Annotated in this window: 24 protein-coding genes, 1 tRNA gene, 3 pseudogenes and 1 riboswitch; of the genes and pseudogenes, 16 read left to right on the forward strand and 12 right to left on the reverse strand. The window is 64.5% G+C overall.

Annotated features, from left to right (window positions below; all coding sequences use genetic code 11):
• The first annotated feature begins 27 nt into the window (after nucleotides 1-27).
• The 4 genes from AWB68_RS06700 (at nucleotide 28) to AWB68_RS06715 (ending at nucleotide 2,934) form a co-directional block, all read left to right on the forward strand.
• Nucleotides 28-1,218 (forward strand): acyl-CoA dehydrogenase, encoded by a 1,191-nt coding sequence (locus AWB68_RS06700; RefSeq protein WP_087643568.1) that lies wholly within the window; start codon nucleotides 28-30, stop codon nucleotides 1,216-1,218.
• A 299-nt stretch (nucleotides 1,219-1,517) separates the two neighbouring features.
• Nucleotides 1,518-1,820: an ElaB/YgaM/YqjD family protein gene (locus AWB68_RS06705; RefSeq protein ID WP_087643569.1), complete on the forward strand. Its 303-nt coding sequence runs from the start codon at nucleotides 1,518-1,520 to the stop codon at nucleotides 1,818-1,820.
• A gap of 181 nt (nucleotides 1,821-2,001) precedes the next feature.
• On the forward strand, nucleotides 2,002-2,382 hold the full coding sequence (locus AWB68_RS06710; protein ID WP_087643570.1) for a phage holin family protein: 381 nt from the start codon (nucleotides 2,002-2,004) through the stop codon (nucleotides 2,380-2,382).
• Nucleotides 2,383-2,439: 57 nt separating this feature from the next.
• Entirely contained in the window at nucleotides 2,440-2,934 is a 495-nt protein-coding gene (locus AWB68_RS06715; protein ID WP_087643571.1) for a DUF3318 domain-containing protein, read from the forward strand.
• A 12-nt stretch (nucleotides 2,935-2,946) separates the two neighbouring features.
• On the opposite strand, the gene AWB68_RS06720 is transcribed toward AWB68_RS06715, so the two are convergent.
• From AWB68_RS06720 to glyA, 7 genes are all read right to left on the reverse strand, one after another.
• Nucleotides 2,947-3,405, reverse strand: a complete 459-nt coding sequence (locus tag AWB68_RS06720; RefSeq protein ID WP_087643572.1) for a type IV pilin protein — start codon at nucleotides 3,403-3,405, stop codon at nucleotides 2,947-2,949.
• Nucleotides 3,406-3,416: 11 nt separating this feature from the next.
• Nucleotides 3,417-3,929 (reverse strand): pilus assembly PilX family protein, encoded by a 513-nt coding sequence (locus AWB68_RS06725; protein WP_087643573.1) that lies wholly within the window; start codon nucleotides 3,927-3,929, stop codon nucleotides 3,417-3,419.
• A complete protein-coding gene (locus tag AWB68_RS06730; protein ID WP_087643574.1) occupies nucleotides 3,926-4,699 on the reverse strand; it encodes a PilW family protein in 774 nt (257 codons plus the stop codon). Before AWB68_RS06730 ends, AWB68_RS06725 begins: the two co-directional genes overlap by 4 nt.
• Entirely contained in the window at nucleotides 4,696-5,088 is a 393-nt protein-coding gene (locus tag AWB68_RS06735; RefSeq protein WP_087643575.1) for a type IV pilus modification PilV family protein, read from the reverse strand. Before AWB68_RS06735 ends, AWB68_RS06730 begins: the two co-directional genes overlap by 4 nt.
• On the reverse strand, nucleotides 5,085-5,633 hold the full coding sequence (locus AWB68_RS06740) for a GspH/FimT family pseudopilin (protein ID WP_087643576.1): 549 nt from the start codon (nucleotides 5,631-5,633) through the stop codon (nucleotides 5,085-5,087). Before AWB68_RS06740 ends, AWB68_RS06735 begins: the two co-directional genes overlap by 4 nt.
• Before the next feature lie 151 nt (nucleotides 5,634-5,784).
• A complete protein-coding gene (nrdR, locus tag AWB68_RS06745; protein ID WP_087643577.1) occupies nucleotides 5,785-6,267 on the reverse strand; it encodes a transcriptional regulator NrdR in 483 nt (160 codons plus the stop codon).
• A gap of 6 nt (nucleotides 6,268-6,273) precedes the next feature.
• Nucleotides 6,274-7,521 carry a serine hydroxymethyltransferase gene (glyA, locus tag AWB68_RS06750; RefSeq protein ID WP_087643578.1) on the reverse strand — a complete coding sequence of 416 codons (1,248 nt, stop codon included), beginning with the start codon at nucleotides 7,519-7,521 and terminating at the stop codon, nucleotides 6,274-6,276.
• Between the two features lie 193 nt (nucleotides 7,522-7,714).
• Nucleotides 7,715-7,813: riboswitch (ZMP/ZTP riboswitch) on the reverse strand.
• Nucleotides 7,814-8,076: 263 nt separating this feature from the next.
• On the opposite strand from glyA, the gene AWB68_RS06755 reads away from it, so the two are divergent.
• From AWB68_RS06755 to AWB68_RS06805, 11 genes and pseudogenes are all read left to right on the forward strand, one after another.
• Complete coding sequence (locus AWB68_RS06755; RefSeq protein WP_087643639.1) at nucleotides 8,077-8,823, forward strand: SDR family NAD(P)-dependent oxidoreductase; 747 nt, start codon at nucleotides 8,077-8,079, stop codon at nucleotides 8,821-8,823.
• A 52-nt stretch (nucleotides 8,824-8,875) separates the two neighbouring features.
• Nucleotides 8,876-9,361, forward strand: a complete 486-nt coding sequence (gene ybgC / locus AWB68_RS06760; protein ID WP_087643579.1) for a tol-pal system-associated acyl-CoA thioesterase — start codon at nucleotides 8,876-8,878, stop codon at nucleotides 9,359-9,361.
• 191 nt (nucleotides 9,362-9,552) lie between these two features.
• A complete protein-coding gene (tolQ, locus tag AWB68_RS06765; protein ID WP_087643580.1) occupies nucleotides 9,553-10,230 on the forward strand; it encodes a protein TolQ in 678 nt (225 codons plus the stop codon).
• Nucleotides 10,231-10,240: 10 nt separating this feature from the next.
• Nucleotides 10,241-10,687: a protein TolR gene (tolR, locus tag AWB68_RS06770; RefSeq protein ID WP_087643581.1), complete on the forward strand. Its 447-nt coding sequence runs from the start codon at nucleotides 10,241-10,243 to the stop codon at nucleotides 10,685-10,687.
• A gap of 4 nt (nucleotides 10,688-10,691) precedes the next feature.
• Entirely contained in the window at nucleotides 10,692-11,729 is a 1,038-nt protein-coding gene (gene tolA, locus AWB68_RS06775) for a cell envelope integrity protein TolA (RefSeq protein WP_087643582.1), read from the forward strand.
• Nucleotides 11,730-11,828: 99 nt separating this feature from the next.
• A complete protein-coding gene (gene tolB / locus AWB68_RS06780) occupies nucleotides 11,829-13,118 on the forward strand; it encodes a Tol-Pal system beta propeller repeat protein TolB (protein ID WP_087643583.1) in 1,290 nt (429 codons plus the stop codon).
• A 42-nt stretch (nucleotides 13,119-13,160) separates the two neighbouring features.
• A complete protein-coding gene (gene pal / locus AWB68_RS06785; protein ID WP_087643584.1) occupies nucleotides 13,161-13,667 on the forward strand; it encodes a peptidoglycan-associated lipoprotein Pal in 507 nt (168 codons plus the stop codon).
• A 27-nt stretch (nucleotides 13,668-13,694) separates the two neighbouring features.
• The gene (gene ybgF, locus AWB68_RS06790) at nucleotides 13,695-14,456 is read left to right on the forward strand and encodes a tol-pal system protein YbgF (protein WP_087643585.1); all 762 of its coding nucleotides are present in this window, start codon (nucleotides 13,695-13,697) and stop codon (nucleotides 14,454-14,456) included.
• Between the two features lie 150 nt (nucleotides 14,457-14,606).
• Nucleotides 14,607-14,682, forward strand: a tRNA-Lys gene (locus AWB68_RS06795).
• A 407-nt stretch (nucleotides 14,683-15,089) separates the two neighbouring features.
• Nucleotides 15,090-15,263 (forward strand): annotated as a pseudogene (locus AWB68_RS49305) (polyphosphate kinase 2); the annotation flags it as partial.
• Nucleotides 15,264-15,857: 594 nt separating this feature from the next.
• Nucleotides 15,858-16,217, forward strand: a complete 360-nt coding sequence (locus AWB68_RS06805; protein ID WP_087643586.1) for a BON domain-containing protein — start codon at nucleotides 15,858-15,860, stop codon at nucleotides 16,215-16,217.
• An 82-nt stretch (nucleotides 16,218-16,299) separates the two neighbouring features.
• Here AWB68_RS06805 and AWB68_RS06810 read toward each other — a convergent pair whose 3' ends face one another.
• Nucleotides 16,300-17,133: a class II glutamine amidotransferase gene (locus AWB68_RS06810; protein ID WP_087643587.1), complete on the reverse strand. Its 834-nt coding sequence runs from the start codon at nucleotides 17,131-17,133 to the stop codon at nucleotides 16,300-16,302.
• A 231-nt stretch (nucleotides 17,134-17,364) separates the two neighbouring features.
• On the opposite strand from AWB68_RS06810, the gene AWB68_RS06815 reads away from it, so the two are divergent.
• A complete protein-coding gene (locus tag AWB68_RS06815; RefSeq protein WP_087643588.1) occupies nucleotides 17,365-18,951 on the forward strand; it encodes an aspartate:alanine exchanger family transporter in 1,587 nt (528 codons plus the stop codon).
• 119 nt (nucleotides 18,952-19,070) lie between these two features.
• Here the strand turns inward: AWB68_RS06815 and AWB68_RS06820 are convergent, their stop codons facing one another.
• The 4 genes and pseudogenes from AWB68_RS06820 to AWB68_RS51065 form a co-directional block, all read right to left on the reverse strand.
• Nucleotides 19,071-20,258 carry an acetate/propionate family kinase gene (locus AWB68_RS06820; RefSeq protein WP_087643589.1) on the reverse strand — a complete coding sequence of 396 codons (1,188 nt, stop codon included), beginning with the start codon at nucleotides 20,256-20,258 and terminating at the stop codon, nucleotides 19,071-19,073.
• A 4-nt stretch (nucleotides 20,259-20,262) separates the two neighbouring features.
• Nucleotides 20,263-21,204, reverse strand: a pseudogene (locus AWB68_RS06825) (phosphate acetyltransferase); the annotation flags it as partial.
• A gap of 243 nt (nucleotides 21,205-21,447) precedes the next feature.
• Nucleotides 21,448-22,917 carry a SulP family inorganic anion transporter gene (locus AWB68_RS06830; protein WP_327382053.1) on the reverse strand — a complete coding sequence of 490 codons (1,470 nt, stop codon included), beginning with the start codon at nucleotides 22,915-22,917 and terminating at the stop codon, nucleotides 21,448-21,450.
• Between the two features lie 64 nt (nucleotides 22,918-22,981).
• Nucleotides 22,982-23,155, reverse strand: a pseudogene (locus AWB68_RS51065) (SulP family inorganic anion transporter); the annotation flags it as partial.
• Between the last annotated feature and the right edge of the window lie 9 nt (nucleotides 23,156-23,164).

A 23,164-nucleotide genomic window follows, 5' to 3' on the forward strand; every position in this document is an offset into this window, starting at 1 on the left:
TTTTTTGATGAAATCAGGAGAACGCACATGGCCGACGCCGCCCGATTCAACTGGGAAGACCCGCTGTTGCTGGATCAGCAACTCAACGACGAAGAACGCATGATCCGCGATGCGGCCCGCGCCTACTCGCAGGACAAGCTCGCGCCGCGCGTGCTGAACGCGTTCCGCGAAGAAAAAACCGATCCGGCGATCTTTCGCGAGATGGGCGAACTGGGCCTGCTCGGCCCGACGATTCCCGAGCAATATGGCGGCCCCGGTCTGAACTACGTGAGTTACGGCCTGATCGCGCGTGAAGTGGAACGCGTGGATTCGGGGTATCGCTCGATGATGTCGGTGCAATCGTCGCTCGTGATGGTGCCGATCAACGCATTCGGCAGCGACGCGCAAAAGGAAAAGTACCTGCCGAAGCTCGCGACCGGCGAATGGATCGGCTGCTTCGGCCTGACCGAGCCGAACTCCGGTTCCGACCCGGCCAGCATGACGACGCGCGCGAAGAAGGTGAACGGCGGGTTCTCGCTGTCGGGATCGAAGATGTGGATCTCGAACTCGCCGATCGCCGATGTGTTCGTCGTGTGGGCGAAGCTCGAAGAGGACGGCCGGGATGAGATTCGCGGCTTCATCCTGGAAAAAGGCTGGAAGGGCCTGTCGGCGCCCGCGATCCACGGCAAGGTCGGCTTGCGCGCGTCCATCACCGGCGAAATCGTGATGGACGAAGTCTTCGTGCCCGAAGACAACCTGTTGCCGAACGTGCGCGGCCTCAAGGGACCGTTCACCTGCCTGAATTCGGCGCGCTACGGCATCGCGTGGGGCGCGCTCGGCGCGGCCGAGGCGTGCTGGCACACCGCCCGCCAGTACACGCTCGATCGCAAGCAGTTCGGCCGGCCGCTCGCCGCGAACCAGTTGATCCAGAAGAAGCTCGCAGACATGCAGACCGAAATCACGCTCGGCCTGCAAGGCGTGCTGCGGCTCGGTCGCATGAAGGACGAAGGCACGGCGGCCGTCGAAATCACGTCGATCATGAAGCGCAATTCGTGCGGCAAGGCGCTGGACATCGCCCGCCTCGCACGCGACATGCTCGGCGGCAACGGCATCTCCGACGAATTCGGCGTGGCCCGTCATCTCGTAAACCTGGAAGTCGTGAACACGTATGAAGGCACGCACGACATCCACGCGTTGATCCTTGGCCGCGCGCAAACGGGGATTCAGGCGTTCTTCTGAACCTGCCGCTGCGCTCACGAAAAAGCCAACGCGATGTTTGCGTTGGCTTTTTTCATGGAGAAGCGGCGAAACCCTTCTGAAACCCGAGATGCCTTTTGTAACTTTTCGGACCCGGCGCTGAAACTTTTACGGGCCAGATCGTCTCCATCATGGGCACGCGCATTGCGGTCGCTGTCCCCCACACTGCCGCTCTCGGGAACAAAACGTGCGTATCGTGCTTTCCAGGAGGTTCGAGGGCGCTCGTCAGCGACCGCATCTTTGGTTACGATTCGCGTAGCCTCACCCGATTGGAGTCATCAATGTCAGAAATCAATAAGGAGCGATTCATGTCGGATATCAAAACCGTTCTCTCCGATGCCGAAGACCTGCTGAAGCAGGCAGCCAGCGCGACCGGCGAGCGTGCATCCGAGCTGCGCGAGACCGCTCTGACCCGGTTGAAGCAAGCGAAGGAAAAAGCAGCGGACGCGCAAGTCGTCGTCGTGGAGCGAGGCAAGAAGGCGGCGCGCGCAACCGACGACTACGTGCACGAGCATCCGTGGGCATCGATCGGCATTGCGGCGGGCGTGGGCGTCGTGATCGGCTTGCTGATCAATCGTCGCTGACGTCGCGGCAACGGCGATGGCCTGCTGATTGCTCAGGCTGTTGCCAACGAGTTGTCGACCGAGTTGCCTACGATTGCGAACCGCGAGCAGTGGTGGTTCGCACATTCACGCCGGGCGGTCCTTCACAGGGATCGCCCGGCCCCACTCAGCGCTACCCCAACGCGCTTTTCGCGCCCACGCCATGACGACTGAACGGCCATCTCGGCAATCGTCCCCCGGACCTTTGCGCCGAATCCTGAGTTCCGCATTCGCCATCTTCGAGACGCGCCTGGAACTGCTCGGCATCGAACTCCAGGAAGAAAAGGAGCGGTTGATCGGCGTCGTGTTCCTCGGCCTCGCCGCGATGATGCTCACCATGATGGCCCTGATCACGCTCACGGTCCTGATCGCCATATTCTTCTGGGATACGTACCGCTGGCAGTCGCTCGCGGGCATCACCGCGGTGTACGCGCTGACCGCCATTGCTTGCGGCATGCGGGCGCGCGCCGTCCTGCGCGATGCGCCGAACATGTTCGACGAGACGCTTGCCGAGTTCCGCAAGGACCGCGACACGTTTCGCTGAAGCCGAGCCGATCTTCCTAGCTGGCCAACCCGCCGACATTGAACGAGCCCGCCGACCATGAGCCAATCCGACGACACCTTCAAGGCGCAGAGACGCGCCCAGGCTCACAAGCTGAGCACGCCGCACATGCGCGCCTTGCGCAAGGAGTTGCTGATCGCACGCGCGGATGTCGAACGCATGGAGATCACGCAGGCCTCCGCTGACCTGCGCCACTCGGTCACGCGTTTCGGCTTTCTCAAGTTCCTGATTCCCGGACGCATGGGCGGCTCGCGGGGCCGCGGGGCAAACACCGGTGGAATCGCATCGGTCTTGGGCGGACTACTCTCCAGCGGCAACCTCAGCACGCTGCTGCGCCAATATCCGATCATCGGTTCGCTCGCGTCGCTGCTCCTCACCAAGCCCGTGCGAACAAAGCTCGTGCGCGGTGCCAAGCCCGTGCTCAAGTGGGGCGGCCTCGCGCTGGTCGCCTGGGAAGGCTTCCGCATCTGGCAGCAGATGAAGTCCACGTCCAACGAAACCGCGACCGAAGCCGTCGATCCGACTGTCTTCTAACGCCGCGCTGCGTCAGCGGCCGCTCCAGCAGGCCGCCGTTGCCGCCGACCCGAGTTCGGCCGCGGCGCGATTCGATCGCGCGCCGGTGGCGTCGATGACGAACGTGCCGCACGCGTCGTCCTGCATCGAGCCGGGCGCAACGGGTTCGGCTTCGATCGCATAGCCGCCGTTCGTCGCGGACTCCGCCAGCAGCCTCAACCGATACACCGGCGCGCCCTGCGCCGGCGCCTGATCGAAGCCCGCGGGCAACGAAGACGCATCGGGGTTCGCCGCCATCTGAACGACGCGCGCGGTTTCGACAAACTGCGCCGCGCGATAAAGTGCCGTCGCCGCTTCCACGCGATGAGCTTTCGCGACATGCAGCCGATACGCCGGAATCGCGAACGTCGCCACGATCGCCGCCACGCCGAGCGCGATCATCAACTCAAGCAAGGTGAAGCCCTTCTTCGGGCGAGTGTGTGTCCGGGTCATTCGCATGGCCTTCAAAACGGTTTGGCGACAACGCGTCGCCAGCGGCGCGTGGTGCCGCTCTCCGCGACCTCGATCTGCAATTGCAGCCAGGCTTCGGAATCGGACGTCGATCCGAAGCCGCGCGCGGTCAACAGATATGAACGCGCGGCGGCGTCGGCAGAGTCGGCGGAACGGGACCACGCTTCGATCAGGCACTGCGGCGCGCGGATAGCATGCGGCCACGCGGCGAACGGCATGATCGCCGGCGCACCCGCGCCTTCGAACGAAGCCTTCATGCGCCAGCGGCCTGGCTCGCCGACCGACGCGGCTTGCGGCTGGCCGGGCGCATCGACGACGAGCCGGCTGCACCTCGCGAGTGCGCCGTCCGCTGCGTGAAACGCCTGGACGCGATCGCGCAGGCTTCCCGCCGCCCGCGTGGCGACGATCGAGGATTCGAGCCAGGCGCCCGCGGTGACAAGCATCATCGAAGTCAGGAGCAGCACGATCGGCAGGACCGTGCCGCGCGATCTTGCGCGCGGCGTCATGACGGCCTCCCGGTGCCGCTGTTTCGAATCGCGACGCGCCGCCAGAACGCCCGATGCACCCGCGCATCGGTGGCAACGACGAGCGAGCCGTCGCAATCCATGTAGCTGCTTTTTTTCACCGCGCCGATCGCGTCGCCGCGCACCAGCACGCAGAGGTCAGCCGCGACGACCGCCTGCCACCGGTCGCGCGGGACGGCGCTGGCGTCCACGGCCGTCACCGCGTCCTTCAGCCACCAGGAAATGCGCAGCCGTTCGATCCCCTCGACGACCGGTTGCGCCTGCTTGCCGGCGCCTTCGCAATACAGTTCGGGCTCGCCGGTGGAACTGCTCGTCTTCGCGTAGAAGCGGTTCGAGACGGCGGCGCCCGTCGCCTGGCCGAGACAATCGGTCGGCACGCCGGACGAGGTCGGCCATGTCGAAATGATGTCCGCCGCGTAGCGGATCGAGACGCCATCCGAGTGGCTCGCGAGCGATTCGCACGTCGGCGCGTCGTCCGTCCCGGTCGCGCGGCCCTGAAAGCAGCCGAACAGCCCAACGCCGGCATCGCTGTCGAGCGGCGCGAACGCCGCCATCTGCAACTGCTGGCCGACGAGATCGAGCGCGGCGGTCGCGGCGTCGTGCATGCGCGCGATGTCGGCGGCGCGATCATGGGATGCGCGCTGCCCGCGATACAGCGAAAGCGAAGCGACCACGACCAGCAAGCCGAGCGCCATCGAGATCGCGAGTTCGAGCAGCGTATGGCCGCGAGCGCCTGAACGTTGCATGTTCATCGCGCGAAAGCCAGCGCGACACAGGCCGAATTCGCCTTCGCCTGCGGCTCGGGGCAAGCATCGGCTTTTTCGTCCGCGTGCCAACTCACGACAGCCACGCGCACGCCGTCCGCCTGATCGAGCACGGTGACATCGCCCTGCGGCAACATCGACGCCGCCCGCGTGCGCCACTGCGATACGACCGGGCCGCGATCGGCGTCGCCCTGAATGGCTTCCGCGACGGAATCGGCGATCAGCGTGGCGCGCTCGCGCGTGAGCAGGGCGCGCTCGCTACGCGCGAGCCACGTCTGGGTTGCGACCAGCCCGAGCGCGGCGATCGCGGTGATCGACAGCGCGATCATCACTTCGATCAGCGAGTCGCCTTCGCTTTTTGCATGCGCGGGCCTCATGCCGCCGCTCCGCAAGCGCCCTGCGTCATGCGTGCACGACCGCCCGCGGCAAGCCGGACGCACCGGTTCGAGCCCACGGAAGCCGCGAGCCGGCTGTTGCGCGCGCTGAAATCGAAGCTTCGAAAGCCGCCGATCACTTGCCCCGATGGCGGCGTGAACGACAAATCAGTCGCGGCGCCTGCGATCGCAATTGAAGGCAATGACGACTGTGCGCGCAGCAGCATCGGCGCGCCGTCGCGCTCCACGAAAAGCGCCCAGCCGCACGACCAGTCGGCCGCGCCGCCGTCGCAATTCTTGCCCGGAGCGAGACATCGGCGCGCCGCGTCGATCCGGCAAAGCGTCACGCGCGCGCCGCGCCTGACCGCCTCCGAGCGTGCAAGCGAAAGCGTGGAGAACAGCGCGCGGGCGCGGGCATCGACCTGGTCACGCAAGTGCCACGCGACGAACGAAGGCGTCGCGAACGTCGCGATGATCGCCATGACGGCAAGCACGACGGACAGTTCGACAAGCGTAAAGCCGGAGAAGTGGCGGCGAATCATCTGCATCCCTCATCGATCGAATCAAACCAGCGCTCAATCTAGAGAGAAATTCGCGTCCCCACCATCGGCCGAATGGCCGACTACCGGACGCGCGAAAACCTCGACAGACTGTCCTGTCGAAGCATCCAATGCACGGAGAAAGGAAATGCAGAAACGCTCAGCGCTTGCGGGGAGTCGACTTCTTCGGCGTGGCGCGCCGGAATTCATCGAGCACGTCTTCGAATTCGGATACGTCTTCGAAGCGCTTGTAAACGGACGCGAAACGCACGTAGGCGATCGTGTCGAGCTGGCGCAACTCGTTCATCACGAGTTCGCCCAGGCGGTCGCTGCGAACTTCGCGTTCGCCGCTGCCAAGCAACTGATATTCGATGCGGGCAACTGCCGCGTCGACCGCGTCCGCCGCAACCGGGCGCTTTCTCAGCGCCAGTTGCATGCTCGCGACGATCTTGCGGCGATCGAATTCGGTACGGCTGCCATCCTTCTTCACCACCGAAGGCAGCGCCAGCTCGACCCGCTCGTACGTCGTAAAACGCTTGTCGCAGGATGGGCAGCGCCGCCGTCGGCGAATCGCGGCGCCGTCTTCGGACACGCGCGAATCGACCACTTGCGTGTCGCCGTGACGGCAGAAGGGGCAGTGCATCGCGGCTTAGCCGTAGACCGGGAACTGCTTCGTCAGCTCCGCGACCTGCGCTCGCACGCGCTCGAGGTTCGCCTGGTCTTCGGGGTTGTCGAGCACGTCGGCAATCAGGTTGCCGACGATTTCCGCTTCCTTCACGCCGAAGCCGCGCGTCGTCATCGCGGGCGAACCGAGGCGCACGCCGCTCGTGACGAACGGCTTTTCCGGGTCGTGCGGGATCGCGTTCTTGTTGACCGTGATATGCGCGGCGCCGAGCGCGGCTTCCGCGGCCTTGCCGGTGATCTTCTTCGCGCGCAGGTCGACGAGCATCACGTGGCTTTCGGTGCGGCCCGACACGATGCGCAAGCCGCGCTTGACCAGCGTTTCAGCCAGCACGCGCGCATTTTCGACGACGCGCTGCTGATACTCCTTGAACTCCGGCGACAGCGCTTCCTTGAACGCAACGGCCTTGCCGGCGATCACGTGCATCAGCGGGCCGCCCTGGATGCCCGGGAAAATCGCCGAGTTGATCTGCTTCTCGAACTCGGCCTTCATCAGGATCACGCCGCCGCGCGGGCCGCGCAGGCTCTTGTGCGTGGTCGTCGTCACGAAGTCGGCATGCGGCACCGGGTTCGGATAGACGCCCGCGGCGATGAGGCCCGCGTAGTGCGCCATGTCGACCATGAAATACGCGCCGACGCTCTTCGCGATTTCCGCGAGGCGCGCGAAATCGATCTTCAGCGAAAACGCCGACGCGCCCGCGACGATCAGCTTCGGCTTGTGTTCCTTCGCGAGTTCTTCGGTCTTGTCGTAATCGATGTCTTCGGCTTCGTTCAGGCCGTAGCTCACGACCTTGAACCACTTGCCCGACATGTTCACCGGCGAGCCGTGCGTCAGGTGCCCGCCTTCGGCGAGGCTCATGCCCATGATGGTGTCGCCGGGCTTGAGCATTGCGAAGAACACGCCCTGGTTTGCCTGCGAGCCGGAATTCGGCTGCACGTTCGCGGCTTCGGCGCCGAACAGTTCCTTCACGCGGTCGATGGCGAGCTGTTCGACGATATCGACGTATTCACAGCCGCCGTAATAGCGCTTGCCGGGGTAGCCTTCGGCGTACTTGTTGGTGAGCTGCGAACCCTGGGCGGCCATGACGGCCGGGCTTGTGTAGTTTTCCGACGCGATCAGCTCGATGTGATCTTCCTGGCGGCGGTTTTCCTGCTCGATCACCTTGAAGAGTTCGGGATCGACTTGGGCGATGGTGCTTTTGGCTTTGTCAAACATACGTTTTCCGTAAGGTCTAAACAGGTTGACCGGATCGCGCGTGCCCGGGCATCGCTTTGTCACAAGACTCGGCGTCATATGACTCGGCGGCGCATGACGCGAGACGCAGGATGGGTCCTGGCGTGGCGGATGGGGGACGGCTCCGATTACGCAGACAGGACAGCCACCGGCAGCGCAGCGACGGCGCGCGGATCTCAGCTGCCCAGGCGAACGGCAAAACGACACTCCGCGCTTCCCGGTGGGTCGTTCCACCTTGAATCCGAAGATTCTATCGCCAGTCACGCGGAGTTTGAGCGTTGTAGTGTAATGGGCTGTCCTGGAATAGGCAACCGCGTGCGGGCGCCCGGCCCGCCTGCCTCCGGCGGCTCTGGCCGGCTTGCATCGGCGCCGCGCGACTGGACAAATAAACGATCGTTCGTTATCGATGCCGCCGACGCGCACGCCGCTCCGTCGACTTGCCGCATCGCACCATTGGAAGTACGCTGTGCGCCGTTGTCGAGCGCGCCCGTGCGCGGCGCGAACGTCGTCTCCCTTCTTCACCACCGGAATCCGCTCATGATCGTTTTCATCACTGGCGCGTCCGCCGGCTTCGGCGCCGCCATCGCCCGCAATTTCGTCAAGGGTGGCCATCGCGTGATCGCAACCGCGCGGCGCAAGGACCGTCTCCTCGCACTGTCGAACGAACTCGGCGACGCGCTGCTGCCGCTCGAACTCGACATCCGCGACGACCAGGCCATCGCCGCCGCCCTCGCCTCGCTGCCTGAGGCGTTCTCGCAAATCGACGTGCTGGTGAACAACGCGGGCCTCGCGCTCGGACTCGAGCCGGCGCAACGCGCCGATCTCGACGACTGGAAGAACATGATCGACACGAACTGCACGGGGCTGGTCGCGGTCACGCACGCGGTGCTGCCGGGCATGGTCGCGCGCAATCGCGGCCACGTGTTCAATATGGGCTCGGTCGCGGGCACCTACCCGTATGCGGGAGGGAACGTCTATGGCGCGTCGAAGGCGTTCGTGCGCCAGTTCAGCCTGAACCTGCGCTCGGACCTCGCCGGCACGGCGTTGCGCGTCACCGATATCGAGCCGGGCCTCTGCGGCGGCACCGAATTCTCGAACGTGCGCTTCAAGGGCGACGACACAAAAGCGGCGGGCGTCTACAAGGACATGCAGCCGCTGACGCCCGAGGACATCGCCGACGCGATCTACTGGATCGCGACGCGTCCGGCGCACGTCAATATCAACGCGATCGAACTGATGCCGATCGCGCAGACGTTCGCACCGTTGCAAATTCATCGCGGGTAAATGCCCAATTTCGCGTCATTTGCGTGGGTTCCGGTAAAATGCGCGGATGAATATGTCTAGCAGCAGGCCTGAGCAGGCAACTGAGCAGGCTGACGAGCCACTGATTTTCGAGTGGCCGATTCGCGTGTACTACGAAGATACCGACGCCGGCGGCATCGTCTTCTACGCGAACTACCTGAAGTTTTTCGAGCGAGCGCGCACCGAATGGTTGCGCGCGTGCGGCATCGACCAGCAGAAGCTGATGGACTCGGACGGCGTCGCTTTCGTCGTCAAGCGCACGGCGGTCGATTACTCGGCGCCGGCGCGCCTCGACGATATCGTCAGGATCGTCAGCCGGATCGAGCGCCTTGGACGCGCGTCGGTGGATTTTCACCAGGAAGCGTGGCGCGACGGCGTGCTCCTCGCAACCGGCGACATCCGGGTGGCATCGGTCGATCACGCGTCGATCCGGCCGACCGGCATTCCCGCTGCGGTGCTCGCCGGGTTGAAGCGCGGACCGGCCGGATCATCCTGCGGCAGCCGCGTGAGAGACACATGAACGCAGCGTGATGCCGTTGCCAACCAGTGAACTCGCAGTGAACTCGTCGTGATCTGAAGAACACCAAGCCTGCATTGCAGGGCAAGCAGCATCTGGCATGAGCCGGCGGAAGCCGGGACTTTCAAGCGCGTCACGAAAGCCTGACACACTTCTGACCGGACGCCCCTTCCGGGACGTAACAGCGGACCTTTATGAACAACACACAAGACCTGTCGATCGTTTCCCTCGTAATCCACGCGAGTCTGCTTGCGCAGGCCGTGATGGCGCTGCTTCTGATACTGTCGCTGCTGTCGTGGACTTACATCTTCCGCAAGTGGTTCGCCATCCGGCGCGCCCGCGCACAAACCGAACGCTTCGAACGCGACTTCTGGTCGGGCGGCGACCTGCAGGCGCTTTACCAGAGCGCCGCCAACAACCGTCACACGATCGGCGCGCTGGAGCGTATCTTTGAATCCGGCATGCGCGAATTCCTGAAAGGCAAGGAGCGCCGCATCACCGATCCGGGCGCGATTCTCGACGGCTCCCGCCGGGCGATGCGCGCCGCGTTCCAGCGCGAAATGGACGTGCTCGAAGCGAACCTCGCGTTCCTCGCATCGGTGGGTTCGGTGAGTCCTTATATCGGTCTCTTCGGCACGGTGTGGGGGATCATGAATTCGTTCCGCGGTCTCGCCAACGTGCAGCAGGCGACGCTCGCGAACGTGGCGCCGGGTATCGCGGAAGCGCTGGTCGCGACCGCGATCGGCCTGTTCGCCGCCATTCCCGCAGTGGTCGCATACAACCGCTACGCCCACGATATCGATCGTCTGGCGATCCGCTTCGAGACCTTCATCGAAGAGTTCTCGAACATCTTGCAGCGCCAGGCGCATTAAGGAGTCCGCGATGGCCGGTGGCCCCATTCGTTCCAGCATGCGCGGCAGTTCGCGCCGCGCGATGTCCGACATCAATGTCGTGCCATACATCGACGTGATGCTCGTGCTGCTCGTCATCTTCATGGTGACGGCACCGCTCGTCTCGCCGTCGATCATCAACCTGCCGACCGTCGGCAACGCGCAGCCGCAGGAGCAGACGCCGCCCGTCGTCGTCAATATCAAGGCGGACGGCAGCATGAACGTGCGCTACAAGGAAGACGGCGGCGCCGCGCAACAGCAGAACATGACGCGCAGCCAGCTCAACACGTTCGTGCTCGACCGGCAGGAGTTGCACCCCGACCAGCCCGTCGTGATCGCCGCCGACAAGACCGTGAAGTACGAAGTCGTGATGAACGTGATGTCCGACCTGAAGGCGCGCGGCGTCAAGCGCGTCGGATTGCTGGTCAAATCGCAGTGATCCAATGACTGAACGGCATAACCGGCAGGCTCGCGCCCGACCCATCCGACCGCCGCGCGAGCGCGGCACATGGAAAGCGTTCGCGCTCGCCGCGCTGATGCATTTGCTGCTCGGCTGGCTGCTGTATCACGGCATCAACTGGCAGAACAACACGCCGGCCGGTTCCGAAGCGGAACTGTGGACCGAGGTTCCGGACCTGTCGACGCCCCGGCCCGTTCCGCCGCCGCCCGCGCCGGTCAAGGTGCAGCCCGCGCCGCCGCCCGCGAAGGACGAAGAGGCCGACATCGCCTTGCAGGAGAAAAAGCGCAAGCAGCAGGAAGCGGCGGCGCACGAGGCGCAGCTTGCGGAGCAGCGTCGCCAGCAGCAGCAGGCGCAGCAGGAAGCGGAGGCCAAGCGTCAGCAGCAGCTCGCCGCGCAACAGGCGGCCGCGGTCGCGGCGCAGAAGGCCGCGCAGGACAAGCAAAAGCAGGTCGAGAAGCAGAAGCAACTGGACCAGCAGAAGCTCGATCAGCAGAAGCAGGCGCAGCAGCAACAAAAGGTTCAGCAGGACAAGGAAGCCGAGCAGCAGAAGGAAGCCAAGGAAAAGGCTGACGCGCAAGCCAAGGCAAAGGCGGACGCCGACGCGAAGGCGAAGGCCAAGTCCGACGCTGCTGCAAAAGCCAAGCTCGATTCGGAGCGCCGCGCGCGCCTCGCGCAGTTGCAGGGGCAGGCGGGTGGCGGGTCGAATGAGAGCGGTGAGGGGCTGGCGAAGAGTGGAACGGGTAAGGGCATGGGCGGCAATGCGACGTCGCCGGGGTATGCGGAGAAGGTGCAGCGCCGCGTGCGTCCGAATATCGTGTGGAGCGGTGAAGAGGGACTGGAAGCTGTGATCGCAGTACGATGCGCCCCGACGGGCACTTTGCTGTCTGCCACGTTGCGCCATTCGAGCGGTAACGAGCAGTTCGACGCTGCCGCGTTACGAGGAGTGCAGCGCTCGGACCCGATGCCCGTTGATATCGATGGCAAAGCACCGCCGGCGTTTGAGATCAGGGTGCGGCCCTAACCGAGCGCGTCGCGAATCCTACGGGAACGATTCGTGCGCCCGGCGGTCAGTTCTGCAGTTTCGATTGGTTTGAAAATCGCTTTAGGGAACATATACAGCATGAGTTTGATGACAAAGCTTGGCCTGAGGACGCTGATCGCGTCGTGTCTGATCGCAGCCGGTCCTGCTCACGCGGAACTCAGCGTACTCGTGACCGGCGTCGGCTCGACGCAGTTTCCGATCGCCACCGCCACCTTCGCGAACGAGGCGAATTCGCCGCAGAAGGTCAGCGCCATCGTGCGCGAGGATCTGGCGCGCAGCGGCAAATTCACGAACATCGACGCCGGCGGCACGCCCGTGGCGGAAACCGATTCCGTCGACCTCGGCAGCTGGAAGGCGAAAGGCGCCGATGCCTTCGTCTCCGGAAGCGTGACGCGCCTCCCGAACGGCCAGTACGAAGTGCGCTTCCGCCTGTATGACACCGTGAAGCAGGAAAGCCTCGGCGGCCTGTCGCTCGTCAGCCCCGAAAGCGGCTTGCGGATGAGCGCGCACAAGGTGGCCGACTACATCTACGCGAAGCTGCTCGGCGGCCGCGGCGTGTTCGCAACGCGCCTGTCGTACGTGATCCAGACGGGCGGCAAATACCAGTTGCAGATCTCCGATTCCGACGGCCAGGATGCACGCATCGCGCTCAACAGCCCGGAGCCGATCATCTCGCCCGCGTGGTCGCCTGACGGCACGAAGGTCGCGTACGTCTCGTTCGAGAAGAAAAAACCGGTCGTGTACATTCACGACCTGCCGACGGGCAAGCGCATCGTCGTGTCGAACCAGAAGGGCAACAACAGCGCGCCGGCGTGGTCGCCGGACGGCCGCAAGCTCGCGGTCGCGCTGTCGCGCACCGGCAACACGCAGATTTTCGAGGTCAACGCCGACGGCAGCGGTTTGCGCCGCCTGACGCAAGGCAGCTCGATCGACACCGAGCCGGCCTACTCTCCTGATGGCAACTCGATCTATTTCACGAGCGACCGCGGCGGCCAACCGCAGATCTACAAGATGCCCGCCGGCGGCGAAAGCGCCGGCGCGGCACAGCGCGTCACTTTCACGGGCAACTACAATACAAGCCCGCGCATCAGTCCGGACGGCAAGCAACTCGCGTACATTTCGCGTGTCGGCGGCGGCTTCAAGCTGTACCTGCAGGACCTCGCGTCCGGCACGGCGACCGGCCTCACCGACACGACGCACGACGAATCGCCCAGTTTCGCGGCGAATGGTCAGTACCTCCTCTACGCCACCCAGGTGAACGGGCGTGGCGTGTTGGCTGCCGTTTCGACCGACGGTCGGACGCGGCAAGTCTTGTCCGTCCAGGGTGGAGTCGTCCGCGAGCCGTCCTGGGGTCCGTTCATGCAATAAATCTCATGCATTTCGTTGCGCAATAACACAAGGAGAGTAACCATGATGTCGAAACTTCGTGTCGGCTTTGCAATCGCGATGGTCGGTGCGCTGGCCGCGTGCCACTCGGGCGTCAAGCTCGATGAAGGTGCGAACAAGGGCCCCGTCACCAATCAGCCGAACCCGAACGCCGTAGCCACGGTCAACGTCGATCCGCTGAACGATCCGAACAGCCCGCTTGCCAAGCGCAGCATCTATTTCGACTTCGACAGCTACGCCGTGAAGGACGAATACCAGTCGCTCGTGCAACAGCACTCGACGTACCTCAAGGGCCATCCGGAACGCCGTGTCCTGATCCAGGGCAACACCGACGAACGTGGAACGAGCGAGTACAACCTCGCGCTCGGCCAGAAGCGTGCTGAAGCCGTGCGTCGCGCGATGTCGCTGATGGGCGTCGCCGACACGCAAATGGAAGCCGTGAGCCTCGGCAAGGAAAAGCCGACGGCGACGGGTCATGACGAAGCGTCGTGGGCACAGAACCGCCGCGCCGACCTCGTCTATCAACAGTAACGTAACCAGTCACGGGTGAGTCGCCCTATGTTGTATCGCTTCCCCTCGCTGCGCGCCGTCGCAGCCGCTTGCGCGGTCACCTGCGTGGCCGCTTCGGCGCTCGTCGGCGCGCCCGCACACGCGGGTGTCTTCGACGATAACGAAGCACGCAAGGCCGTGCTCGACCTGCGCACGAAAACGGACAGCCTGGCGAGCCAGTTGTCCGCAGCCCAGCGCACGATCCTCGATCAATCGAATCGTCTCGACCAGTTGAACCAGCAGGTCGCGACGCTTCGAGGCCAGAACGAGGACATGTCCAACCAGCTCGCAACGCTGCAAAAGCAGCAGAAGGACTACTACGCCGACCTCGACGCTCGCGTGAAGAAGTTCGAACCGCAGCAGCAGACGGTCGACGGCGTGCAGGGGTCCGTGCAGCCGGGCGAGACGGAGGCGTTCAACGCGGCGTCGACGCAATTCCGCAACGGCGACTTCAAGAACGCTGCGGCTTCGTTCAAGGCGTTCGTGGCGAAGTACCCGCAGAGCCCGTATCAGCCGACCGCGCAGTACTGGCTCGGCAATGCACTTTACGCCGAGCGCGATTACAAAGGATCGACCGCGATCTGGCAGAATCTCGTCAAGACTTATCCGACGCATCCGCGGGCGCCTGAAGCGCTGCTCGCAATCGCGAACAATCAGATCGAACAAGGCCAGAAAGCCGCTGCGAAGAAGACGCTGGAACAGATCATCTCGCAGTATGGCGGCACCGAAGTCGCACAGACGGCGCAGAGTCGGATGTCGCAGGTGAAGTAAGCGCGGTTTCGTTTCCCGGAACTTCGCGCCTCTCGCTGAAAAGGCCCGCAGCGTGGCGCTGCGGGCCTTTTCTATTGGGCGGTTCAGGCCGTCCGAGGTCGCTTCAGAGTTGACAAACTCGGGGGCGCGTGACTATAATTTTGGCTCTTTGGGTCGTTAGCTCAGCTGGTAGAGCAGCGGACTTTTAATCCGTTGGTCACAGGTTCGAATCCCGTACGGCCTACCAAAGACATGAAGGCTCCCGAGTAATCGGGGGCCTTTTTCGTTTGTGCCGGTGCGGATTTCTTCGGCGGCCACGCGATGCCGCCGCTGCTGGATTTCGGCTTCTGGGGAATCACGATGACGGTTGAATCGGTGCCGCTCTCGGCAAGCCGGTCACGCCAGTGGCAATTTTCGCTCAGAAAGGCGCACGCGCTTGACCAGATCCCATGCTTGGCCCACAACATCGGCATAGGCCGATGCCGTGAATCTCCCGCCCGCTTCGACTCCTCCTCTTGCTTCTCTTCGAGTTCGAACGTCATCCATCGCTCGCGGCTTCGATACAACATACGTCATCCTTAGCATTATCCGTCCCGCCCTCATGCTCCGCCACCCAATGACATACATCAAAAGACACTGCGCTCGCAAGCGACACAGATACATCCGCTGAAGCAATGGAAGCTCAGTCCGGTCGATCTCGCGTCGCTCGAAAAATAGGATGAATGCACGCAAGCGAAGGAAGACATGCTCGCGCGAACCGACACGGCCGATTGTCCGTGGACCGTCATACGTTCCGACCGCAAGAAGCGCGCGCGCCGTGGCCGCATGCTTGCCAACCCGATGCCGACATCATTGGCTTCAGCGATCAGGCACAGATACGACGTGCGCCCGATCCCAGTCCATTCGAGACGGCGGCGAAGGTCTCGGAAGCACCCGTCCCGTCTGATCAATAGCGGCGTCTGCACGGCGTCGTGACTGCGCGCTTCAATATGCTCCAACGTGCAGCGCATCAGGACGCGCCCCCACGAAGCGGAAGGCAGTTCCAGCCCGGTGCGCTTTGTTGCGCGCGAAATACAGTCAAACCCGAGCATCGCCCGCCGCGCTGCGCACACTGCCACCGCCCCGTTACACACAAACAAGCCCCAATCCGCACAACCCGCCCCACCGATCACATCCCTTTCCCGACCGCACGTTCGCAGAACTGTCTTACAACATCATGCGGATCGGCGTATCTTTACCTTCCAGCGCACCCAACCGGGTTCGCCGTCGTCCGCGCGCCCGTTCACGCTCGTCGCGCCCGGATCATCGTGACCGTTTCAAATGCGAGATCAGTTGCCCGCATAAGGAGCCGTACCGATTGCGTGCTCGAGCAGTCTTTGTCGTCCGAGGCGTTTGAAGATTTTCGTCAAAAGGAGAATCGCAATGAATGCACTAAAACCACTCAAGTTGGCGGCTGGCGTTCTCGTCGTCGCGGCATCCGTCAATGCTTTTGCACAGGCAAGCGATGCCGGCACCGCGCCGGCATCATCGAGCGCCGCGCCCAGCGCGAAATCGACCAAGGCGGCGAACAAGCAACTCGCCAAGGACGTGCGCCATGCACTGACGAAGACGAAGGGCCTGGTTTCGTCGAATATCACGGTGCGCGCGACCGGAGGCGCCGTGACGCTCGCGGGCACCGTGCCCGATGCAGCGCAGATCGACAAGGCAACTGCCGCCGCGAAAGGCGTGTCCGGCGTGACGTCGGTGAAGAACGCGCTGACGATCCGGGAGATCGGACAGTAGCCACCGGCACTCGCTGGCTTTAATGCATGAGCCACGGCTTCGGGAAACGGCAAACCCGAAGCCGTGGTGTCTCGTCGCTCATTCAGGGCAGGACGGGGACAAAGGTTTGATGCTGGATCACCGCGCCTCGCGCCACGATCGCCGTGCTCTCCGGCACTTCCTCCCATGCGCCCGGCAAATCGACGAGCGGTTCCGACAGCACGAGATAGGCATCGTCGCCGACGGCCTTGATACGCGCATCGTCGGGATACAGTTCGCGCAAGTGCCGGAACGACGTGCTGTGAAACAGAGAGCGTGACTGCGTTTCGCTCGAGTAGCGCACCGCGACGATCTGCTCGCCGTCCGTCGCGCACACCGTCATGTTCAGCGGATGCTCGACGCCATGCCGGTGTCCTGCCTCTTCCACCACGGCCACCATCCGTTCCAGCGCCAGAACCGGCGCCGTCTGGAGCCCAAAGGTCAGCGCGAGAAAGAACATCACTTCCGAATCGGTCGAGCCTTCCAACGCGGCGAAGAGCGCTGGATCGATTGACATCATCAGGTCGCGCCTGACGCGTGCAAAGTCGCGTATCAAGCCGTTGTGCATGAAGAGCCAGCGGCCATACCGGAACGGATGACAGTTCGTCTCCTGCGCGGGCGTGCCCGTCGCGGCGCGAATGTGCGCGACGAACAGCGGCGCGCGCACGGCACGCGCGGCCTCGCGCAGGTTGATGTCGTTCCAGGCCGGATGCACACATCGATAGCGAAACGGAATCTCGTCCGGATTCCCGTACCAGCCGACACCGAAGCCGTCGCCGTTGGTCGTCGTTTGCCCGAGACGCGAATGCAGGCTCTGGTCGATCAGCGAGTGCTCCGCGCGAAACAGTACGGCCTCGAGTTGAATGGGATTGCCCGTGTAAGCCAGCCAGCGACACATGATCCGTCTCCCGAGTAGCACTGCATTGCGTCGACCGCCGCGATCGGCGGCAGCACTGACCAAAGCGTACACAATCGCTTTCGACGCGCGTGAATGCAGGCTTTCCCAATTCAGAAAGCCAGCTATTATCCAGAGGCTGATGATCCCGCCTGCCCGCGTGCCGAGAACGTATAAACATACGCCGCTTTGCACAGGCACGGCGAAATGCCCATCTTCGAAGCGAGGTGAGACGTGGAATTCGTCAAGACGCTACTTGAGCAGCAACCGCTGATGGCAGTATTTCTCACGATTGCAATCGGTTACCTCGTGGGCGAGGTCAACATCAAGGGATTCTCGCTCGGCGTCGGGGCGGTGCTGTTCGTCGCGCTCGCGGTGGGCTGGTTCGCGCCCAAGTCGGCGCCGGCGCCGATGGTCGGCACGCTCGGCCTCGCGCTTTTTCTCTATACCGTCGGCGTTCAGTACGGCAAGCAGTTCTTCCTCGGCCTTACGAGCGCCAACGGCCGCAGGGCCAACCTGATTGCGCTGATCGGCGTGCTGGTGGCGGGCATCGTGAGCCTCGCGATCCAGAAAGCGATGCACATCAAGCTCGGCTACGCGCTCGGTCTCTTCGCGGGATCGGGAACCAGCACGGCGGCCTTGCAGGCGACCATCGCGACGCTCGGCAATGACGACGCCGCGGTCGGCTACTCGGTGTCCTACCCGTTCGGCGTCGCCGGGCCGATCCTGCTGCTCTATCTCGCGTTCGTGATCTTCAAGCCGAAGATCGACACCGCGGCCGGCGACGGCCTCGCCGCGATCGAGATCGCGGTGCGCAATCCCGACCTGTTCGGCAAGACGTTCGGCGCGGTGATGAGCACGCTTCCCGCCGATGTCCAGATCGTCGCGCGGCGCGCGGCGCATCACAACGAGCCAGCGTCGCCCGGGCTCATCGTCGCGGAAGGCGATGTCGTGCTCGCGGTCGGTCCGAGCACGGCGTCGCTCGACAAGGCGCGCGAAATGCTCGGCGAGGCGGCGCCCGGCCGCGTGGTCAAGGATCGCAGCGATCTCGACTACATCCGCATCTTCGCTTCGCGCGCGAGCGTGGTGGGCCGGCCGCTCGGCGACCTCGACCTGCCGGGCGAGAAGGCGTCGATCGTGGCGCAGGTCCGGCGCGGCGACACCGACATCCTGCCGCGCCCCGACCTCGTGCTCGAATTCGGCGACCGCATCGGCCTGCTCGCCAATCGCGCCGATTTCCTGGCGCTGCGCCGGTATTTCGGCGATTCGATCAAGGGCACGGCCGAGTTCAGCTACATCTCCATCGGGCTCGGGATGGCGCTCGGCTTCTTGCTTGGCGCGATCCAGATTCCGCTGCCGGGCATCGGCAAGCTCGCGCTCGGGCTGTCGGGCGTGCTGATCGTGGCGCTCGTGCTGGGGCAACTGCGGCGCACGGGCGGCATGAACTGGACGATCCCGCTTTCGGCCAACCTCGTGATCCGCAACCTCGGGCTCACGCTGTTTCTCGCGCAGGTCGGGATGTCGTCGGGGCCGAAGTTCGCCGCGACCGTCACCGAGACCGGCCTCCTGATGCTCGGCCTCGGCGCGATCGTGCTGCTTGCGCTTGCGGTGCCGGTGCTGCTCCTCGGGCTGCTCGTGTACCGGATGCCGTTCGACGAAGTGGCGGGCATCGTCGCGGGTGCGTGCGGGAATCCCGCGATCCTCGCGTTTGCAAACAAGCTCGGGCCGACCGATCGGCCGGATATCGGCTATGCGATGATCTTTCCGGGTATGACGATCGTGAAGATCCTGTTTGTCGATATCGTGGCTGCGTTGTTTTAGGTCTTCGTGTTGGTGTGACCGCTGGCGCTTGGGGTTGGGTCCTGTTTGCGTAAACATCAACCCCAACCCTTCACTGAAAACTGTCGCGCAAGATCTGCGCGCTCGATCTGCCCTTTCGTCTACTGTGCGCGTCGTGTCGTCTGCAACGTGTGACGCGCGATCATCAGTTCTTCATTGGTCGGAATCACCCACACCGGTACCGCGCTCCCCGGTGTGCTGATGCGCGGCCCGCCCGCCTCGTTTGCCGCCGGGTCGACTTCGATGCCGAGCCACGCGGCGTCGCGGCAGACGCGCTCGCGTATCGCGGAAGCATGCTCGCCGATGCCCGCCGTGAAGACAAGCGCGTCGATACCTTTTGCCGCAGCGGCAAGCGAGCCGAGCTGGCGCCCGATGCAATACGTGAACTGATCGACGGCAAAGCGCGCCCGCGGGTCCGCGCTTGCGAGGAGCGAGCGCATGTCGCTGGACAGGCCCGATACGCCGAGCAGCCCCGACTGCTTGTACACCAGGTCCTCGATGGCACGCGCGTCCATGCGGAGTTCGTCCATCAGGTAGAGCATCACGCCAGGGTCGAGGCTGCCGCAGCGCGTGCCCATCGGCAGGCCGTCGAGCGCGGTGAAGCCCATCGTGCTCGCCACGCTCTTCCCACCCACCATCGCGCACATGCTGCTGCCGTTGCCGAGATGGGCGACGACCGCGCGGCCCGCGGCGGCCTTCGGATCGAAGCGCCCGAGCACGCTCGCGATATATTCGTACGACAGCCCGTGAAACCCGTAACGCCGCACGCCGCGCTCGGTGATCGAAGGCGGCAGCGCGAACGCCTGCGCGACCTCGGTCTGCCCGCGATGAAACGCCGTATCGAAGCACGCGACCTGCGGCAGATCGGGACGAAGCTTGCCGAGTATCTCGATCGGCTCGAGATTGTGCGGCTGATGCAGCGGCGCGAGCGGCGTCAGCTTCGCGAGCGCGGACATCACTTCCGGCGTGACGAGCACGGCCTGCGTGAAGTCCATGCCGCCATGCACGACGCGATGCCCGACCGCCACGAGGTCATGGTCGCCGCGATGGCTGCGCAGGAATTCGAGCAGGTAATGGATCGCGCCGTCGTGCCCCAGTTCGGTGCCGCCCGGCCACGCGTGCGAGCCGATCTCGGCATGATCGGCGTCGTTTGCCGTGAAATGCGGCTCGGTGTAGATGCCTTCGATCTGCCCGTGCAACAGGAGCGGGAACGCGTCGCTCGCGGCATCGAAGACGCTGAACTTGACGCTCGACGAACCTGCGTTGAGCACGAGAATCACATCGGACACGATCTCACCCCAGCAATTTTGCGTTCTCGCGGCGCGCCTTCGCGACGAGTGCCGCGACCGCGCACGACGCGAGGCGCGTGAGGATCGAATCGGCGCGGCTCGTGAGGATGATCGGCACGCGCGCGCCGAGCACGATGCCCGCCGCGTCCGCGCCCGCCAGAAACGAAAGGCTCTTCGCGAGCATGTTGCCCGCTTCGAGGTCCGGCACGAGCAGCACGTTCGCGCGCCCCGCCACCGGCGAATCGATCTGCTTGATCTTCGCGGCTTCCAGGTCGATGGCGTTGTCGAGCGCGAGCGGCCCGTCGACGAGCGCGCCCGTGATCTGGTGCCGGTCCACCATCTTGCAGAGCGCGGCGGCCTCGACGGTCGACGGCACTTTCGGATTGACGGTTTCCATCGCCGACAGGATCGCGACGCGCACTTCCTGCATGTTCAGCGCGTGCCCGAGATCGATCGCATTCTGCAGGATGTCGACTTTCTCTTCGAGCGTCGGCGCGATGTTGACGGCGGCGTCGGTGATGATGAGCGCGTGCTCGTAGCCCGGCACGTCCATCACGAAGCAATGGCTGACGCGCCGCGCGGTGCGCAGCCCGGTATCGCGCCTGATCACGGCGCCCATCAGTTCATCGGTGTGCAGGCTGCCCTTCATCAGCGCCTCGGCCTGGCCCTCGCGCACGAGCTGCACGGCCATCGCGGCCGCCGCGACACTGTGCGGCGCATCGACGATGTGCACGCCAGTGAGATCGATGTTGTTGGCGGCGGCGACCTTGTTGATCCGCTCGGCCGGGCCGACGAGAATCGGCGCGATGAGGCCGAGTTTCGCGGCCTCGATCGCGCCTTCGAGCGAACTGTGGTCGCAAGGGTGCACGACGGCCGTCGGCGTGGGCGGGATCGACTTGCAGACGTCGATCAGGTGGCGGTACTTCGCGTGTTTCGCGTCCATCGCATTCCCTCGTGGTGCGTGTGCCGTTGCGCGCGGCGCTTTTTGGCGAGACGCGTGGACTTCATATTAGGCAATGCCGGTGACAGCCGCAAATCGACTCACGCGCGACCCACGTCCGCCCGTTCGAATTGCGGAACGAATCGGCGGCCAATTTCGCATCGCGCGTTCGTGGCGCTCGGTGGTCTTCGCGCGCGCACGCTCCGTCATCGTTATCGCGCCCGGCAGTTGAAGGTTTGATGGCGCTCACTAGACGCCGCCTTCCGCGATCGCGTTCCGGTATCGCTCGATCGCCTGCTCGACGTTGAAGAACATCCGCTCGCGGCCAAGCGTGTCGCCGAGCGGCGATCGATGCACCATCTCCAGCACGCCGGGGTTCAGGTCCGCCAGCCACAGCGCCACGCCCCTTTGCCGCAAGTGCTGTTCGGCTTGCGTCAGCATCTTGAGCGCGGTGTATTCGATGTCGAAGACGCCGCCCAGATCGATCGTCACGACGCGCGGCCGCGACTCGACGATCAGCGCGCGGATCTTTATCGCGACGTGCTCCGCATTGGCGAAGAAGATGCGCCCTTCCGGCCGCAACACGAGCATGCCCGAGACGGACTCGTCATCCGGATGCTCGGCCGAAACCGGGCGGAACACATTGGTGCCGGGCTTGCGCCGGAGCGCGTACACGGGCGGATTCGACACCTGATGCGCGAGCGCCACGAGCGAGACGACGATCGCGACGATGATGCCGTGCAGCGTCCCGAGCACGACGACCCCGACCAGTGCGACGCATGCCCAGACGAGTTCCGTCTGCCGCACCCGGAGGATCGCGCGGAACTCCGCCGGCTTGAAGAGCCCGGCCGAGTACACGACGACCACCGCACCCAGCGCGGCGTGCGGTATCAATCCGATCAACGGCGCGAGTAGCAGCATCGATCCGAGTGCGATGGCCGCCGTGACGAGCTCCGCCGCCTGCGTGCACGCGCCCGCCTGACGGTTCACCGCGGTCTGCGTCGTCCCGCCGCCGGCGGGCATCGCGCCGAAGAACGCGCCGCCGAGATTCGCGAGGCCCGTCGCGAACAGTTCCCTGTTGGCGCGCGGTGTGGGTTCGCCGTCGACGGCGAACGCGCGTCCGGCCGCGACGGTCTCGGTGAAACTCATCAGCGCCGTGCCGAGCGCGATGGACCAGAGTTCGCGGACCAGCGAGATATCAGGCATTGTCAGCGACGGCAGGCCGGTCGGGACGTAGCCCACCGTTGCGACGCCGTGAGCCACGAGCCCGAGCAGGCTGACGACCGCCACCGCGCCTGCCAGCGCGATGAGCGGCGCCGGCGCGCGCGGCATGAAACGCCTGAACGCGATGAGTGTGCCGGCCGTCAGCGCGCTCACGGCGACGGTGGGTATCGATGCGTGAGGAATGCCCTCGGCAATCGCAGCGAGGTTGTGGAAAAACGAGCCCTTCGTGAAATGGATGCCGAGCAGCTTCGGAATCTGGTCGACCACGATGACGACCGCGATACCCGCCTTGAAGCCGATCAGCACCGGCTCGGAGATGAAGTTCGCCAGGAAGCCGAGCCGAAACGCGGAGGCCATCGCGAGCATCACGCCGACGAGGACGACGAGCGTGGCCATGGCGGTCAATGCCTTGGACGGATCGGCGTGCGCGGTGGCCTGGCCGACCGCGGATGCCGCGAGGATTGCCAGCGTGGTGGTCGTGCTGACGCTCAGCACCCTCGAAAGTTCCGAAGAGCGCGTAGATCAGCATCGGCAGGAAAGCCGTATAGAGACCGGCCTGCACGGGGACGCCCGCCACCGTCGCATAGGCGAGCGCGTTGGGAATCACCAGCGCGGCGGCAGTCAACCCGGCGATGATGTCCGGTCGTGCCCATTGCCTTCGGTATTGCAGGATCCATTCGGGCACGATCCGGTGAATGACGCCTGCAGGGCGATTCGATGTGTCATGCGCCATGAGTGCGGG

Origin of the sequence: Caballeronia choica (assembly GCF_001544535.1) — a bacterium.
In the GTDB taxonomy this organism is placed as follows: domain Bacteria; phylum Pseudomonadota; class Gammaproteobacteria; order Burkholderiales; family Burkholderiaceae; genus Caballeronia; species Caballeronia choica.

Excerpts from the sequence above, each read along its gene's own strand:
- AWB68_RS06720 (WP_087643572.1), bottom strand. The coding sequence starts at position 3,405 with ATGACCCGGACACACACTCGCCCGAAGAAGGGCTTCACCTTGCTTGAG.
- AWB68_RS06805 (WP_087643586.1), top strand. The coding sequence starts at position 15,858 with ATGAATGCACTAAAACCACTCAAGTTGGCGGCTGGCGTTCTCGTCGTC.
- nrdR (WP_087643577.1), bottom strand. The coding sequence starts at position 6,267 with ATGCACTGCCCCTTCTGCCGTCACGGCGACACGCAAGTGGTCGATTCG.
- AWB68_RS06705 (WP_087643569.1), top strand. The coding sequence starts at position 1,518 with ATGTCAGAAATCAATAAGGAGCGATTCATGTCGGATATCAAAACCGTT.
- AWB68_RS06715 (WP_087643571.1), top strand. The coding sequence starts at position 2,440 with ATGAGCCAATCCGACGACACCTTCAAGGCGCAGAGACGCGCCCAGGCT.
- AWB68_RS06710 (WP_087643570.1), top strand. The coding sequence starts at position 2,002 with ATGACGACTGAACGGCCATCTCGGCAATCGTCCCCCGGACCTTTGCGC.
- tolQ (WP_087643580.1), top strand. The coding sequence starts at position 9,553 with ATGAACAACACACAAGACCTGTCGATCGTTTCCCTCGTAATCCACGCG.
- tolB (WP_087643583.1), top strand. The coding sequence starts at position 11,829 with ATGAGTTTGATGACAAAGCTTGGCCTGAGGACGCTGATCGCGTCGTGT.
- AWB68_RS06740 (WP_087643576.1), bottom strand. The coding sequence starts at position 5,633 with ATGCAGATGATTCGCCGCCACTTCTCCGGCTTTACGCTTGTCGAACTG.
- tolR (WP_087643581.1), top strand. The coding sequence starts at position 10,241 with ATGGCCGGTGGCCCCATTCGTTCCAGCATGCGCGGCAGTTCGCGCCGC.
- ybgF (WP_087643585.1), top strand. The coding sequence starts at position 13,695 with ATGTTGTATCGCTTCCCCTCGCTGCGCGCCGTCGCAGCCGCTTGCGCG.
- AWB68_RS06725 (WP_087643573.1), bottom strand. The coding sequence starts at position 3,929 with ATGACGCCGCGCGCAAGATCGCGCGGCACGGTCCTGCCGATCGTGCTG.
- ybgC (WP_087643579.1), top strand. The coding sequence starts at position 8,876 with ATGTCTAGCAGCAGGCCTGAGCAGGCAACTGAGCAGGCTGACGAGCCA.
- AWB68_RS06810 (WP_087643587.1), bottom strand. The coding sequence starts at position 17,133 with ATGTGTCGCTGGCTGGCTTACACGGGCAATCCCATTCAACTCGAGGCC.
- AWB68_RS06755 (WP_087643639.1), top strand. The coding sequence starts at position 8,077 with ATGATCGTTTTCATCACTGGCGCGTCCGCCGGCTTCGGCGCCGCCATC.
- glyA (WP_087643578.1), bottom strand. The coding sequence starts at position 7,521 with ATGTTTGACAAAGCCAAAAGCACCATCGCCCAAGTCGATCCCGAACTC.
- AWB68_RS06735 (WP_087643575.1), bottom strand. The coding sequence starts at position 5,088 with ATGAGGCCCGCGCATGCAAAAAGCGAAGGCGACTCGCTGATCGAAGTG.
- tolA (WP_087643582.1), top strand. The coding sequence starts at position 10,692 with ATGACTGAACGGCATAACCGGCAGGCTCGCGCCCGACCCATCCGACCG.
- AWB68_RS06730 (WP_087643574.1), bottom strand. The coding sequence starts at position 4,699 with ATGAACATGCAACGTTCAGGCGCTCGCGGCCATACGCTGCTCGAACTC.
- pal (WP_087643584.1), top strand. The coding sequence starts at position 13,161 with ATGATGTCGAAACTTCGTGTCGGCTTTGCAATCGCGATGGTCGGTGCG.
- AWB68_RS06700 (WP_087643568.1), top strand. The coding sequence starts at position 28 with ATGGCCGACGCCGCCCGATTCAACTGGGAAGACCCGCTGTTGCTGGAT.